A 13,953-nucleotide genomic window follows, 5' to 3' on the forward strand; every position below is an offset into this window, starting at 1 on the left:
GCATTATGAAGACACATCCACAGTACGAACCCTGGTTGCAGGGCATGCTCATCATCGCGAAATATTATCGGCTGGATTTTTCGGCGGAGCATGTTCGGGTCACGATTAACCATGAAAGCCAGTCTCCACGCCAGCTGGTGCTGGAGGAGATGGCGCGCCAGCTTGGGCTGGGGATGCGTTGGGCGGCGGCGGGAGTCGTAGCGCTCGATCCGTGGCGTTTACCGCTGCTGGCGGAGTTCACCGGCGGGCAAATTGCGGTCATCAACCGTATGGACAACGAAGGGAACGTCAGCGTGCAGTTTAGCGGCGACGGGGGCCTGGAGACGACGCTGACGCGCGACGAACTCGGTTCGCGGTTAAAGGGGCTGATGGTGCTGCGTCCCCTGGAGTCCACGCCGGATGCGCGCGTGGATGATTACATCAAACCCTATGAGAAAAACTGGTTCTGGCAGCTGGCGCTGAAAGACTGGCGTCGTTACAGCGACATAATGCTGGTGGCGCTGGTCGCCAACGTGCTGGCGCTCTCCGGCATGGTCTTTTCCATGCAGGTGTATGACAGGGTGGTGCCGTCCCAGTCGGAGGCCACGCTGTGGGTGCTGTTTGGCGGTGTGATGATCGCCATCGTGTTTGAATTCATCATGCGCATGCTGCGGGTGCATATTTCGGACGTGGTAGGGAAACGCGCCGACCTGCGTATTTCCGAGCGCGTGTTTGCCCACGCCCTGAGGATTAAAAACGGCGCACGGTCGAAATCGACCGGGTCGTTTATCGCCCAGATCCGCGAGCTGGAGTCGGTGCGGGAGCTGATCACTTCCACCACCATTGCCGCTATCTCCGATCTGCCGTTCTTCCTGCTGTTCGTCTTCATTCTGTGGATGATTGGCGGCCCGCTGGTGCTGGTGGTGCTGCTGGCCGTACCGCTGCTGCTCATTCCCGGCCTGCTGGTGCAGCGCCCGCTGGGAAAACTCTCCAGCGAAGGGATGCGTGAATCGGCGATTCGTAACGCCACGCTGGTGGAAGCGGTGCAGGGGCTTGAGGACATCAAGCTAATGCGCGCCGAGCAGAGGTTCCAGAACCAGTGGAATAACACCAATGACGTTGCCGCGAGCGTCGGCATGAAGCAGCGCTGGCTGACGGGGCTGCTGCTGACATGGACCCAGGAGGTGCAGTCTATCGTCTACGCCGTGGTGCTGCTGGTGGGGTGTTATCTGGTCATCAGCGGCGACATGACCACCGGTGCGCTGGTGGGGACCTCGATTCTGGCGTCCCGCACCATCGCGCCCCTGTCGCAGATTTCCGGCGTGCTCTCCCGCTGGCAGTCGGCAAAGGTGGCCCGCAAGGGGCTGGATGACCTGATGCAGCGCCCGATTGACGATCCCCAGCACGGCAAAAAAGTGCATAAAGCCCATCTGCGCGGTGATTATCGGCTGGACGACGTCGGGTTTTATTACGATGAAGAAGAGAAGCTTACCGTGCTGAATATCAGCAAACTGCGCATTCGCGCCGGAGAGCGCGTGGCGGTGCTCGGGCGGAATGGTTCGGGGAAAAGCACCTTGCTGCATCTGCTGGCGGGAATGCAGGAGCCGCAGCAGGGCAGCATTTTGCTGGACGATATTGCTCTCAATCATCTTGACCCGGCCGACGTGCGCCGCGACATGCAGTTGCTCAGCCAGCAGGCGCGGCTGTTCTTCGGCTCCGTACGCGACAACATCCTGATGGGTAATCCGCTGGCGACAGACGAGGAAATCCATCAGGCGCTGGTCAACAGCGGCGCGCTGGAGTTTGTGCGCAAGCAGAAAATGGGGCTGAACACCATCATCAATGAGGGCGGAACGGGGCTTTCCGGCGGGCAACGTCAGGCGCTGCTGCTGGCGCGCGCGCTGATCACCTCGCCGAATATTCTGCTGCTGGATGAACCCACCGCCTGGCTGGATGAGGTCAGCGAGAAGCAGTTTATCCAGCATCTGCACCAGTGGCTCGGTAAGCGCCGGACGCTGGTGGTGGCGACGCATCGTCTGCCGATTCTGGACCTGGTTGACCGCATCATCGTCCTGGAAAACGGCAAAGTGGTGATGGATGGCCCTCGTGATGCCATTTTACGCCAGCACGGAATGGCCCCGCAGCAGGCGCCGCAGCGCACGGTTAAACTGAAAACGGAGGGCGTGGCATGAATGATTTCTCCCGCTTTAACAGCCGGCTGAAGGAGCCCCGCCTGCCGCTTTCGTCGCTGGTGGCATGGTCGCTGTTTGCCCTGCTGGTGTTCTTTATTACCTGGGCCAGCCTGTTCCAGCTGGATGAGGTCACGACGGGTAGCGGCAAGGTGATCCCGTCCTCCCATGAGCAGGTGATCCAGTCCCTGGAAGGGGGGATTATCCACAGTCTGATGGTGCGCGAAGGCGATATCGTCGAGCGTGGTCAACAGCTTGCCCAACTGGACCGGACGAAAACCGAGTCCAGCGTGCTGGAGAGCGAGTCTCGATTAAACGCTGCGATGGCGACGGCCGCGCGTCTGAATGCTGAGGTAAACGACACCGGGCTGACATTCCCGGCAGAGCTGGATGACGACGTTGAGTTGGTCAAACAGGAAACGGCGCTTTATCAGTCACGTCGCGAAAGCCTTGAAAAAGGGCTGGCGGGTTTACGCCAGGGAGCAGATCTCGTGCAGCGTGAACTGGCATTAACGCGCCCGCTGGTGACGCAGGGGGCGGCCAGTAAGGTCGAAGTCTTACGCCTTGAACGTCAAAAAAATGAGCTGGAGAGCAAAATCACCGAGATGAAAAACCAGTACTACGTTCGCGCCCGCGAAGAACTGGCGAAAGCGAACGCGGAAATGGAAGCGCAGCGTTCGGTCATGAAAGGACGCGAAGATTCACTCACCCGCTTAACGTTTAATGCGCCGGTGCGTGGCATCGTGAAGGACATTGACGTGACGACGGTGGGCGGAGTGATCCCGCCGAACGGCAAACTGATGAGCCTGGTACCGCTTGATGACCAGATGGTGATAGAAGCGAAAATCTCGCCGCGCGATGTCGCGTTTATCCATCCTGGGCAAAAAGCGCTGGTGAAAATCACCGCTTATGACTACTCGATCTACGGCGGGCTGGAAGGGGAGGTGACGATGATTTCCCCGGATACCCTTCAGGACGAGGTGAAACGGGATGTTTATTATTATCGCGTTTATATTCGTACTGACAGTAACCATCTGACCAACAGGCAGGGCAAGGAATTCCCGGTGTTCCCGGGCATGATAGCCACGGTTGATATCAAAACCGGCAGTAAATCCGTCATTGATTATCTGCTGAAACCATTGAATAAGGCAAAAGAGGCGCTGCGCGAGCGATAAAAAAGGCGTTCAGCAAACCGAACGCCCGTCAGATCAGAGTGTAGGCGTCATGTTGACAGCATGGCGTCGTTCTTTTGGTACCACGTTGATGTAATGTGTGACATACGCAAAATATAATCCGGCATAATTTTCGACCAGCTCGATAAAGGCCGGGTAAATTGACATCCGGCCATCGCCGCGATCTTTAAGGTAACCTGCCTCCTGCGCCGATTTGATAATGCGGTTGACGTGGATACGCGAGACGAAAAATTCTTTTGCCAGTGTGCTGGCTGAATACGCTATTATGGCACCGTGTGCTGTTTTGTTTTTAATGGCCTGCAAATAGAGATAGAGCATAATCATTCGGCCACCATCCTTATCAATAAATAAACCCACCTCCGGAAGCACTTTCCTGAATGTTAATCCGCGGAAAAGGTACTCTGCGGCGCGCCGGAAAAAGTTGTGCCTCAAAATGTCATTGTCCAGAAGGTTAACATTAATGTTGAATGTCGGAAAAAGAATGCTAACAGGCGTAAACGCCCCGGACATATAGCGTTTCAGCTCATCCAGTCCTTTTTCCGTTGGTGCGATTTTTGTTTTTCGGCGATCTTCGGTACAGCGCCAGGTCTTAATTCGCCCGGTGGTCTTAAGTATGGTGATGATCGCGATAACACTGTTAGGGCTGGCGATATTATAGCGGGTACACAGTGCCTTTATCTCTGAAACTGACTCAGCCTGATTACCAAAAACAAAACAACACATTGACAGTATTATGTTGAAGCGTGATTCCTGAAGCATCGTTTTGTAGAACAAGGGTTGTTTTTTATAAATGGCATCATTAATTCTGTAGTGCTCTGTTATAGCTTCACCAAATCGCGGGTTGTTTTTAATAACATCCCTTCGATGTAGCAAAGCCCTGGATGAAATGTGATTATCCATAGCATTTTCTCTTTTTGTCTGGGCCGATAAGATGAAGTGTCTGGTCTTCTTTTTCGGAATTTTCATTATACCTTGTGAAGTGCATATTTACTGTCGTTATATGAAAAGAAAGTAATGTTTATGCTGCATATGGATGAGTGGGTTGATTAACGCAAAGATGTTCCCGTGCATAACATTGATAACGGTTTATTAACCAAATGGGGTGCGGTAAAATTATTCAATGCGACAAAGAATATTGGCTTTAATCACATTTGGGAATGATATTTACATTCTCAGGAGCAGGTTATGTCTCAAAACTTACCTTTTATGCAAGGTACTTGCTACAAGCAACGATTCGTTATTTCAGCCTGCGGTTTCACCTTCGAGGGGTATAGCCTGCTTCTGAAGTCTCGTGGTGTAAACGCCACGCGGCTCCATTTTGAAGAGGATGAAGTTTGCTCAGGTGATGTGCAAAAAATGATGCAAAATCAACAACCTGAAGTTTCTGTTTTTCTTGGTCGCGACGTGACTGCCTTTCTTGAAAGCCTGAAACGGTTGGTCTCGGTTCTGAATGCACTGCCGGTTATTTGTAGCGTGACCCTGTATGGTGCAATACCAGAAAGGTGGCTTTATGCCACGCTGAAAAGTCTCGTTAATAATACCAAATTGTTGTCGAGGATCAGGGTGGCGAATATTTCAGAGGTAATGAATTGTGTAGAGAGTATTTCTGATGTGCATGCCGATTCGTCACGTTTATTGCGTGAAGGACCTGAGAAAGAAGGTAAGGAAAGCCTGCATGGTTTATCAAAACGTGAATTAACCGTATTGCTGAATTTTTATCGGGGTATTTCGATAAAAGAGCAGTCAGCGAGGTTAGGTTTGTCAGATAAAACCATTTATACTCATCGTAAAGTGGGGTTGGGTAAATTATATCTTATCAGAGTGTGGTTTAGCGATGCACGTGTCTTAAGGGATGAGGTCTGTGCAGTAAAGAACAAAGCGCAGGGGTTTTCGGAAGCAGAAATAAATATATTGCAGGCGTTACATAAGCGGGAAATCTTTGCGGCTTATCAAATTATTACCGATGGCGATAAAAAAGGAGTGGGCTTTGAAATTCTGCTGCGCTGGCATAAAAACGGTCAGGTCCTGAAACCAGGCCAATTTCTGGATGGGATAAAAAATGGCGAAATTTGGCTCAAGCTGACGGCGTTAGTCATTCACGCGGCCGTGTCAGGTATCAACAGATATAATGGAAAATATTATTTTTCGGTTAATATTCCTCCTCAACTGGCTGCCGGGAACGCGCTGCCGGGAATGGCGAAAAAAGCTGTTGAAATGTTACTGAAACCGCAGTGGGCCGGGAAACTTGTCTTCGAATTAGCTGAAACCATTGATGTAACAAAGGATTCAAATATTCCTGTCACTCTCCAGCGTTTACGCGCCGAGGGATGCCGGCTGTTTCTGGATGATTGCTTTTCCAGAAATTACGCTATGTTACCCATCCGACAGATTAATGTTGATGGACTGAAGCTTGACCGTGATATAGTTGAGCACTTTGTTGCTAACGACAATGACAATAGCATTATTAAAGCGATACAGATATACAGCGACATGACGGGAAGGGAATGCGTTGCGGAAGGCGTCGATAGCGAAGAAAAATTTGAAAAACTTGTCGCATTAGGGGTTAAGCGCTTCCAGGGATATTATCTTTCCCGGGCGGTTAAAGAAGATGAGCTGGATCGAATGGTACGGCTATTTAGTTAATGGCTTCACTATACTGGTGGTACGACAGACTTAACTCTTCGACCACCAGCAAAACAGTCACTCACCAGGGCAATAATCTGTTATCAGATATCATCGCGCGTAAAACCGACAACAATTTCAAGCGTGTTTCGAATGACATCGCAGGCTTCGGGCTCCTCGGTAATTTCGAGGGCGTGAATCAGTTGCAGGATAATCTCTTTATTTGAGAGATTGTCACCGGTCAGCATAATACAGCGTATTGCCGAGCCCAACACTTCAACCTCACCACTGAGATGCTTTCCAGCATTAAGAAAATGTTCCGCCAGTTCTTTATCGTGCAGGGCTTCAAAATTATACGTCTGCTGCATAATCGCTTTACTCATGGTGGTCACCGTTTCGGTTAAAATTAGTGTTTCTTGTCTGGGGTCAGAAGCGTGTTGTGAGTAAAGAGAGAGCGCATGCGCCCAATTTCATAATCGCCCATCACTCTTCCCCGGTCGTGCGAGACGCCGGTTACACGCTGGCGCACTTCATCTTCAGCGGCAATCAATGCATTTTTACGTTCATCATTTGATTCAACATTAGCCATCGCCCGCAGGCGATTAGCAAGAGACACAAAGGTAATAGGTCCGTTCTCTTTCAGTATGGATAATACGGCCTCACCGATAAGGTCATCCTTAAGTCGTTCAAATTTAGTTCTATGCATAGCTTCAATCTCACTCTGCTACACGCAGCAGGCTGTAGCATGGGGTTAGTCATCGCATTCAGGAGCTCTATTCTCACTCAGCATGACTAACTTAGTAAGTTAAAAAAACAGTGTTCAGGTTAACGCTCGAAGAAGAGGGCTATCAGACCGTTATAGTGCGCTTTCTCAACGTCAGACGTTGACTCTTCAATTCTGCGCAACAGCTTTGTACAGATTGTCATTCTGCTCAGTTGTACATTTTCTTTGATGATCTCACTGACGATGGCACCAAGGGTTTCCTGCTGTGTAGGGACGTTATCCTTGTTAAAATACAAGGTGATAGCGCTTTCTGCTGTAGAGGGAGCATGGTTGCGACGCATAATTTTCCACCGTTAACAAACAATTTTGTAACATCAGTGGCATTGAATTTATACTATTCGATCAAATCTGTACATTAAAATTGTACAACTTTTCACATGGATCGTGTTTTTGTCAGGAAAACTATCAACAATAGGGGGGAAAGAGCAGGAAAGAGGGGAAAAGGAAAGGCCCCGAAGGGCCTGAAATTATTTACGTCCCAGCAGAAGTCCCAGAACGATACCTACCGCACCCGCAGCGATTAAGCCCGTTAAGGGATTGTTTCTGACGGCTTCAGTGACATCCGAGACGGCATCACTGGCCTGGGCAGCATATTTTTTCGCTGCACCTTTCACCTGGTGTTTAGGGGAATCAACGAATTCACCAAACTGCTGCTGCGCAGAGCCGGATAATTCATCAAGTTTGTTTTTGGCTTTATCGCCAGCGTACTGTGCATTTTTATCAGTGTCGAAATCAGACATTCCAGCCTCCTTTTGTTGGTAGTCTAAGGATAGACGCTGATTGCAGGAGTGAGCGAGAATTCGCTGAAATCGACGGCAGATTGCCCCTTTTTAGGACATGTCTTTCTTACATGACCACCATAAAGTCCAAAAAATGTCGTTCTCTACGCAGCGCGAAGAGACTGTTTCTGCCGTGCGTGAGTGCGAAAGGTAACGTAATAGCCAAGGGATGCGGCCAGGCACAGCATATAGCCGAATGATTCCGAACCTTCCTCCACGGCGTTTTTCACGACACGCATATAGCCATGCTCAAGGATGTCGTGCCACAGCACCTGCATTCCAAAGAGGCGGGAGAAGACCAGTACAGCCAGCAGGCCGCTCAACAGAATGCCGTACCAGGGGGATTGGGTATATTTTGCCAGCTGTTCCAGGGTAGCGCGAAAATGCATAACGGGGCGAATTAACGCCAGCAGAGCCGTAATCAGCGCGAACCACACCCAACTCCCATGAGAAATGAGATCAAAAAGCGCGTCCAGTTCACGAATTAGCATTGTCAGGAAAAATCCGCCCACCAGAATATTACAGTAACGCATGGATTCGTCCATTTTCGCCAGACGAAAATGGAGAAAGACAATAGTCGCTAATACCGTTTCCTGCATAATTTCGGTCAGTGATAATTCCGGAATATCATGGCCGACAAACCGCATATCAACCCAAAGGCACAGTACGATAAGTGCGCAAGCGGCCGCCGCGCCAACGAAGAATAAAAAGCTCTTTAGTACAATCATTAACACCACCATTTTGTTTGTAGCGAATATGTTAGGTGACGAGAATGTTATTTCTGTTCACATTGTGCCATATAAGTGCGGATTTTTAACATTTTGAGCTAATTAGGGTTGGTCACGACGAGACGAAAGCGTAAATATCGTCAGCCTCGTCTGTGCTGTTTAGGCGGGCGCTGTCATTACGGAGGGTGCCTTCAGGCAACGGGATGTCAGGGTATTGAGGGACCAGCGAGAGGTGGAAAACACAGCTGCGGAACTATCTTGTCGATATTTTCTTAAGAACGTACTCTGATAGAGAAAGCGTTCAGTTCCACAAAAAATGCTGTTTCTCCACCCTGGCAATTATTTTTCTTCTGTGTACTCACCTTTTGATTTCAGTTTATCTCTAACAAGGTTGGCGCAACTGGTTGCATTCTGTAAACTCTGATCGTTTACAATAGAGGACCGAGATTTTAAAACTTCGTTGTAAGCATCTTTAACTTTCGGACTGACTGTTGCAGCATAACTATCTGGCGGGAAGTCACCCAAAGGTTCTTTGTCACCGCTTAAGGCCTTAGCGCAAGCATTATTAATTTGGTCATCAATGCTTAATTGATTTGCGTTAGCAGATAACGAAAAAGATAAAACCAAAGAGGCGAGAACAATTCTTTTCATACTTAGTCATTCCTTAATGATGAAGCGTTGTGATCCGAATTCAATTTGTAAAACCCAATTGTGATAGTAATATTTATCAAAGTGTATAGAAATTCTATTAGATAAACCGGATCCGAACCAGTTTCAGCAATGTTTTCTGTCCGAACATGCTGTATCCGACTTATTTTGTTTACTACAGGCTAAATGTTATCAAAGATAAATATATCCAACATGTATTAGTCTATTCTTTTTCGTATTCTTATGACACCTACATTCTTTAGTGGGGGGTAGTGTGCTTGCACAAGTCTTTAAAAGTAGGATTTTTAAGGGAGAATGACGTTGTATGTCTTCATCTGTACCACACCTGCATTACACTTAATAACAAGAACGACCAACACGTTAATTTTAAAGGAGCAGTGCATGTCTGCCATGGATTTATCCAATCTACTTTTCGCTCATGACGCACCTGATTGCCCACTTCTGGTATATCAGCGAGTCACCAATATTAACTCCAGACGCTGATTTTTCACATTACCTACGGCTCTACTTAAAACCCACACTAAACTTCATGTTTACATAAAATCGTATTAACAGATACAATACCCCCCTATAGTATCAGGAGGGCGTATGCCGCATTCACCCGAAGATAAAAAACGTATTCTGACCCGCGTCCGCCGCATTCGGGGCCAGGTTGATGCCCTTGAACGCGCCCTGGAATCGGGCGATCCCTGTCTCGCCATTTTGCAGCAAATTGCCGCCGTGCGCGGCGCTGCCAATGGCCTGATGGGTGAAATGGTCGAAATTCACCTCAAAGATGAGCTGGTGACGGGGGAGACCACCCCGGATCAGCGGGCAGTGCGGATGGCGGAAGTCGGCCATTTACTGCGCTCTTATCTAAAATAAACCCACACACCTCACAACAAGGGAAAGACATCATGAAATCTCGCGCAGCTGTCGCGTTCGGCCCAGGCCAGCCGCTGAAAATCGTTGAAATTGATGTTGCTCCGCCGAAGAAAGGCGAAGTGCTGATCAAAATTACCCACACCGGCGTTTGCCATACCGATGCGTTTACCCTGTCTGGTGACGATCCGGAAGGCGTATTCCCGGCGGTGCTCGGCCACGAAGGGGGCGGTGTGGTGGTGGAAGTGGGTGAAGGCGTCACCAGCCTGAAGCCCGGCGACCATGTGATCCCGCTCTACACCGCAGAGTGCGGCGAGTGTAAGTTCTGCAAATCCGGCAAAACTAACCTCTGCCAGGCCGTGCGCGCCACGCAGGGCAAAGGACTTATGCCGGACGGCACCACCCGTTTCTCCTATAACGGCGAGCCCATTTATCACTACATGGGTACCAGCACCTTCAGCGAATACACGGTGTGCGCCGAGATCTCACTGGCGAAAGTGAATCCGCAGGCCCCGCTGGATAAAGTCTGTCTGCTCGGCTGCGGTGTCACCACCGGTATCGGCGCGGTGCATAACACGGCGAAAGTGAAAGAGGGGGACACCGTGGCGGTGTTCGGCCTGGGCGGGATCGGTCTGGCGGTTATCCAGGGCGCGGTACAGGCGAAAGCTGGGCGTATCATTGCTGTGGATACCAACCCGGAGAAATTTAAGCTCGCAGGTGAGATGGGGGCGACCGACTTTATCAACCCGAAAGACTACGACAAACCGGTTCAGGACGTGATCGTTGAGCTGACCGACGGCGGCGTGGACTTTAGCTTCGAATGTATCGGCAACGTCAACGTAATGCGCTCAGCGCTGGAGTGCTGCCACAAAGGCTGGGGCGAGAGCATCATTATCGGTGTGGCCGGCGCGGGTCAGGAGATCAAAACCCGTCCCTTCCAGCTGGTGACAGGGCGCGTATGGCGCGGGTCAGCATTTGGCGGCGTGAAAGGCCGTACTCAGCTGCCGGGCATGGTTGAAGATGCGATGGTCGGTAAAATTCAGCTTGATCCGTTCATTACGCACCGCCTGCCGCTGGAGCAGATCAACGAAGCCTTCGATCTGATGCACGAAGGAAAATCCATTCGCACTGTTATCCATTTCGGCGACAACTGATTATTCTGCCAGCGGTTTTTTCCGCTGGCATTTCTTCCCTGATCTTCTCTAAAGTGTGACCTGTCCGGCGCTTTTAGACGTAATTTAATTCCCTGGCGTGCCGATGACTCTTTTACAGGCGTGTTATTACGCATCTTACCTATAAGAGAGTCGACGGTCATGGACAACACAACATCGATGCAGGCGCAGCCTAAGCTGAGTTTCTTGCATCACATCCGGCTGGTTCCGCTGTTTTCCTCCATTCTCGGTGGCATTATTCTCCTGTTTGCATTGAGCTCAGGTCTGGCAGGCTATTTCCTGCTCCAGGCCGATAACGATCAGCAGGATGTCACGGCAGAAATCCAGGTGCGCACCGGTCTGTCAAACAGTTCCAACCATTTACGCACCGCCCGTATCAACATGATCCACGCGGGTGCGGCCAGCCGTATCGCGGAGATGGAGGCGATGAAACAAAACATCGCTGAGGCTGAGATCCGCATCAGGCAGTCGCAGGATGGATTTGCCGCCTATATGAAGCGCACCGTTCGTACCCCGGCTGATGAAGCGCTGGATGGCGATCTGAAAGCCCGCTATGACGCCTACATCGCCGGTATGCAGCCGATGCTGAAATATGCCAAAAATGGCATGTTTGAAGCCATTATTAACCACGAAAATGAGACCGCGCGTCCGCTGGACGATGCCTATAACGCGGTGCTGCTGAAGGCGATAAAAATCCGCACCGAACGCGCCAACGCGCTGACGGCACAGGCTCACACCCGCACCCGGCTGGGGCTGATGTTTATGTTCGGCGCGTTTGGCCTGGCGCTGGCGCTGGCGGTGATCACCTTTGTGGTGCTGCGCCGTACGGTGATAAACCCGCTCCAGCGAGCCGCTACGCGTATCGAAAATATCGCAAAAGGCGATTTGACCATGCCGGACGAACCGACCGGACGCAGCGAAATTGGCCGCCTGACGCGCGATCTGCAAACGATGCAGCACGCGCTGGTGACAACCGTGGGCACCGTGCGGCAAGGGGCGGAGGAGATCTACCGTGGAACCAGCGAGATCTCCGCGGGTAACACCGATCTCTCTTCCCGTACCGAGCAGCAGGCGGCGGCGATTGAACAGACGGCGGCCAGCATGGAGCAGCTCACCGCGACGGTGAAACAGAACGCCGATAACGCGCATCATGCGAGTAAACTGGCAGAAGATGCCTCCGGTAAGGCCAGCCGCGGGGGGCAGATGGTCTCCGGCGTGGTTAAAACCATGGGTAATATTTCCACCAGCTCGAAGAAGATCTCTGAAATTACCGCCGTGATTAACAGTATCGCGTTCCAGACCAATATTCTGGCGCTCAACGCGGCGGTCGAGGCGGCGCGTGCGGGTGAACAGGGACGCGGCTTTGCGGTCGTGGCGAGTGAAGTCCGCACCCTGGCAAGCCGCAGCGCGAATGCGGCGAAAGAGATTGAAAGCCTGATTAATGAATCTGTGTCGCTTATCGATCAGGGTTCCGGGGAAGTGGTTGCGGCGGGCAATACCATGAATGAGATCGTCGAGGCGGTTAAACGCGTCACCGATATTATGCTGGAGATTGCAGCGGCGTCCGATGAGCAGAGCCGCGGCATTGTTCAGGTGAGCCAGGCGATTTCCGAGATGGACAAGGTGACGCAGCAGAATGCCTCGCTGGTGGAAGAAGCTTCTGCGGCGGCGGCCTCGCTGGAAGAGCAGGGCGCACGTCTGACGGAGGCCGTTGGCGCGTTTCGTCTCAACGGGGCGCGCGCAGGACGGACTACAGCCGCTGCAACCGCAGCGAAACCCGCGCCTTTAACCCCGGCGGCGGCCGTCTCAGGTGATAACTGGGAAACGTTCTGAGTAAGACAGACCCGCCCTCGCGGCGGGTTCTGCGTTTAGGATTAGAGAGGCATTGATTTACGAATGGCGCTTAACAGCGTTTGGGCGCCTTCAGAGAGCGGGGCATCTACCCGCGTCAGGATCCCAATCGGTTCTCCCGCGCCGGGCGATGTTACCGGCAGCGCCGTAAGCACGCCGCGTCGCAGATCGTCCTTCACCGCGCCGGACGGCACAAACCACACGTAGTCGTAATCCACCGTAAGCTGGCGCGACAGCGACGCCGAGAGCGTTTCAATACACCCGGAAGGCAGCGTGCAGCCCTGCATTTGCAGCAACGCTTCCGCATTCTGACGCGGAACGGTTCCTTTTGGTGAGACCACCACCGGCCACTCCATCACGCGGCTCAGGGTCACGGTGTCCTGCAACAGGGGATGATTCGGACGCACGACCAGCTTCAGCGATTCCAGGAACAGCAGCTCGTAATTCAGGCCGCTCATCAGTTCCGGATCGGACATCCGCCCAATGCCCAGATCCAGCTCGCCTGACTTCAGGCCCGCCAGCAGCATGGTGTTATTCATGGTCGCGACCTGAAGCGTGGCGTGCTTTTGCTGACGGTGGAACTGGCCGATCGCCGCAGGCAGTATACCCAGCGCCGCCGTTGGCAGCGCGCCCACGCGCACGATGTCGCTGGCCGACTCCTCTTTGCGGTTGAGCGCCTGACCGGCGGTATTGAGGGCATCGAGAACTTTAACGGCATGCGTCAGGAACTGTTCACCCACGAGAGTAAGCTGAGCGCCCAGACGGCCGCGATCGAACAGGCGGGTTCCGGTAAGCTGTTCCAGTTCGTTCAGCGTTTTGGATAGTGCAGGCTGACTGAGGTTAAGGGTTTCAGCCGCTCGCCCCAGCGTTCCCTGTTGAGCGACGGCCACAAAAGTATGCAAATGGCGCAAGCGTATGCGCTGACTGAACAGACCATTTTTTTCCATAGGCGATGTTAAAAACAGAGCGACGCGGGTGACAAGTTAAGATGTTTGAATTTGATAACCTGATAGCAAAATATTTTTAACATTTGATCTGTTTGAGTTACAACCGTTTTTCGAAAATGCCCACGCTTTGACCACTGGTCTGCCTGGATCACAATTCGTAAATTCTTCCCAACGAAAGG

At 51.8% G+C, this 13,953-nt stretch carries 14 protein-coding genes; 6 read left to right on the forward strand and 8 right to left on the reverse strand.

Features of this window, described 5'->3' with window-relative positions; genetic code table 11:
- Nucleotides 1-5 precede the first annotated feature (5 nt).
- Both ACOTY5_RS06310 and ACOTY5_RS06315 read left to right on the forward strand, forming a co-directional pair.
- Nucleotides 6-2,171 (forward strand): type I secretion system permease/ATPase, encoded by a 2,166-nt coding sequence (locus tag ACOTY5_RS06310; RefSeq protein WP_045141523.1) that lies wholly within the window; start codon nucleotides 6-8, stop codon nucleotides 2,169-2,171.
- On the forward strand, nucleotides 2,168-3,343 hold the full coding sequence (locus ACOTY5_RS06315; protein WP_045141522.1) for an HlyD family type I secretion periplasmic adaptor subunit: 1,176 nt from the start codon (nucleotides 2,168-2,170) through the stop codon (nucleotides 3,341-3,343). The genes ACOTY5_RS06310 and ACOTY5_RS06315 overlap by 4 nt, the downstream gene beginning before the upstream one ends.
- Nucleotides 3,344-3,376: 33 nt before the next feature.
- Here the strand turns inward: ACOTY5_RS06315 and ACOTY5_RS06320 are convergent, their stop codons facing one another.
- Entirely contained in the window at nucleotides 3,377-4,261 is an 885-nt protein-coding gene (locus ACOTY5_RS06320) for a hypothetical protein (RefSeq protein ID WP_032667732.1), read from the reverse strand.
- Between the two features lie 285 nt (nucleotides 4,262-4,546).
- Here ACOTY5_RS06320 and ACOTY5_RS06325 point away from each other — a divergent pair, with 285 nt between their 5' ends.
- Complete coding sequence (locus ACOTY5_RS06325; protein ID WP_045141521.1) at nucleotides 4,547-6,004, forward strand: EAL domain-containing protein; 1,458 nt, start codon at nucleotides 4,547-4,549, stop codon at nucleotides 6,002-6,004.
- Between the two features lie 83 nt (nucleotides 6,005-6,087).
- Here the strand turns inward: ACOTY5_RS06325 and ACOTY5_RS06330 are convergent, their stop codons facing one another.
- From ACOTY5_RS06330 to ACOTY5_RS06355, 6 genes are all read right to left on the reverse strand, one after another.
- Nucleotides 6,088-6,366 (reverse strand): biofilm development regulator YmgB/AriR family protein, encoded by a 279-nt coding sequence (locus ACOTY5_RS06330; protein WP_017384011.1) that lies wholly within the window; start codon nucleotides 6,364-6,366, stop codon nucleotides 6,088-6,090.
- A 23-nt stretch (nucleotides 6,367-6,389) separates the two neighbouring features.
- Nucleotides 6,390-6,689: a hypothetical protein gene (locus ACOTY5_RS06335; RefSeq protein WP_017693452.1), complete on the reverse strand. Its 300-nt coding sequence runs from the start codon at nucleotides 6,687-6,689 to the stop codon at nucleotides 6,390-6,392.
- Between the two features lie 119 nt (nucleotides 6,690-6,808).
- Nucleotides 6,809-7,048, reverse strand: a complete 240-nt coding sequence (gene ycgZ, locus ACOTY5_RS06340) for a regulatory protein YcgZ (protein ID WP_003857265.1) — start codon at nucleotides 7,046-7,048, stop codon at nucleotides 6,809-6,811.
- A gap of 186 nt (nucleotides 7,049-7,234) precedes the next feature.
- On the reverse strand, nucleotides 7,235-7,507 hold the full coding sequence (locus tag ACOTY5_RS06345) for a DUF883 family protein (RefSeq protein WP_003857263.1): 273 nt from the start codon (nucleotides 7,505-7,507) through the stop codon (nucleotides 7,235-7,237).
- Between the two features lie 143 nt (nucleotides 7,508-7,650).
- Nucleotides 7,651-8,274 carry a hypothetical protein gene (locus ACOTY5_RS06350; protein ID WP_032104107.1) on the reverse strand — a complete coding sequence of 208 codons (624 nt, stop codon included), beginning with the start codon at nucleotides 8,272-8,274 and terminating at the stop codon, nucleotides 7,651-7,653.
- A gap of 339 nt (nucleotides 8,275-8,613) precedes the next feature.
- Entirely contained in the window at nucleotides 8,614-8,925 is a 312-nt protein-coding gene (locus ACOTY5_RS06355; protein ID WP_017693451.1) for a hypothetical protein, read from the reverse strand.
- A gap of 606 nt (nucleotides 8,926-9,531) precedes the next feature.
- On the opposite strand from ACOTY5_RS06355, the gene ACOTY5_RS06360 reads away from it, so the two are divergent.
- The 3 genes from ACOTY5_RS06360 to ACOTY5_RS06370 all read left to right on the forward strand — a co-directional run bounded on the left by ACOTY5_RS06360 (nucleotide 9,532) and on the right by ACOTY5_RS06370 (nucleotide 12,809).
- Nucleotides 9,532-9,807, forward strand: coding sequence for a metal/formaldehyde-sensitive transcriptional repressor (locus ACOTY5_RS06360; RefSeq protein ID WP_003857256.1), 276 nt, complete (start codon nucleotides 9,532-9,534; stop codon nucleotides 9,805-9,807).
- A gap of 32 nt (nucleotides 9,808-9,839) precedes the next feature.
- The gene (locus tag ACOTY5_RS06365) at nucleotides 9,840-10,958 is read left to right on the forward strand and encodes an S-(hydroxymethyl)glutathione dehydrogenase/class III alcohol dehydrogenase (protein ID WP_017693450.1); all 1,119 of its coding nucleotides are present in this window, start codon (nucleotides 9,840-9,842) and stop codon (nucleotides 10,956-10,958) included.
- Nucleotides 10,959-11,117: 159 nt separating this feature from the next.
- Complete coding sequence (locus ACOTY5_RS06370) at nucleotides 11,118-12,809, forward strand: methyl-accepting chemotaxis protein (protein WP_040117625.1); 1,692 nt, start codon at nucleotides 11,118-11,120, stop codon at nucleotides 12,807-12,809.
- Nucleotides 12,810-12,850: 41 nt separating this feature from the next.
- Here the strand turns inward: ACOTY5_RS06370 and ACOTY5_RS06375 are convergent, their stop codons facing one another.
- Nucleotides 12,851-13,774 carry a LysR substrate-binding domain-containing protein gene (locus tag ACOTY5_RS06375; RefSeq protein ID WP_015570563.1) on the reverse strand — a complete coding sequence of 308 codons (924 nt, stop codon included), beginning with the start codon at nucleotides 13,772-13,774 and terminating at the stop codon, nucleotides 12,851-12,853.
- Nucleotides 13,775-13,953: the final 179 nt, after the last annotated feature.

This window comes from Enterobacter cloacae complex sp. SHL018 (assembly GCF_049237905.1).
Classification (GTDB): Bacteria; Pseudomonadota; Gammaproteobacteria; order Enterobacterales; family Enterobacteriaceae; genus Enterobacter; species Enterobacter hormaechei_C.

Coding starts and splice junctions, on each gene's coding strand:
- ACOTY5_RS06310 (WP_045141523.1), top strand. CDS start 6: ATGAAGACACATCCACAGTACGAACCCTGGTTGCAGGGCATGCTCATC.
- ACOTY5_RS06365 (WP_017693450.1), top strand. CDS start 9,840: ATGAAATCTCGCGCAGCTGTCGCGTTCGGCCCAGGCCAGCCGCTGAAA.
- ACOTY5_RS06315 (WP_045141522.1), top strand. CDS start 2,168: ATGAATGATTTCTCCCGCTTTAACAGCCGGCTGAAGGAGCCCCGCCTG.
- ACOTY5_RS06320 (WP_032667732.1), bottom strand. CDS start 4,261: ATGGATAATCACATTTCATCCAGGGCTTTGCTACATCGAAGGGATGTT.
- ACOTY5_RS06355 (WP_017693451.1), bottom strand. CDS start 8,925: ATGAAAAGAATTGTTCTCGCCTCTTTGGTTTTATCTTTTTCGTTATCT.
- ACOTY5_RS06335 (WP_017693452.1), bottom strand. CDS start 6,689: ATGCATAGAACTAAATTTGAACGACTTAAGGATGACCTTATCGGTGAG.
- ACOTY5_RS06360 (WP_003857256.1), top strand. CDS start 9,532: ATGCCGCATTCACCCGAAGATAAAAAACGTATTCTGACCCGCGTCCGC.
- ACOTY5_RS06330 (WP_017384011.1), bottom strand. CDS start 6,366: ATGAGTAAAGCGATTATGCAGCAGACGTATAATTTTGAAGCCCTGCAC.
- ACOTY5_RS06375 (WP_015570563.1), bottom strand. CDS start 13,774: ATGGAAAAAAATGGTCTGTTCAGTCAGCGCATACGCTTGCGCCATTTG.
- ACOTY5_RS06325 (WP_045141521.1), top strand. CDS start 4,547: ATGTCTCAAAACTTACCTTTTATGCAAGGTACTTGCTACAAGCAACGA.
- ACOTY5_RS06370 (WP_040117625.1), top strand. CDS start 11,118: ATGGACAACACAACATCGATGCAGGCGCAGCCTAAGCTGAGTTTCTTG.
- ycgZ (WP_003857265.1), bottom strand. CDS start 7,048: ATGCGTCGCAACCATGCTCCCTCTACAGCAGAAAGCGCTATCACCTTG.
- ACOTY5_RS06350 (WP_032104107.1), bottom strand. CDS start 8,274: ATGATTGTACTAAAGAGCTTTTTATTCTTCGTTGGCGCGGCGGCCGCT.
- ACOTY5_RS06345 (WP_003857263.1), bottom strand. CDS start 7,507: ATGTCTGATTTCGACACTGATAAAAATGCACAGTACGCTGGCGATAAA.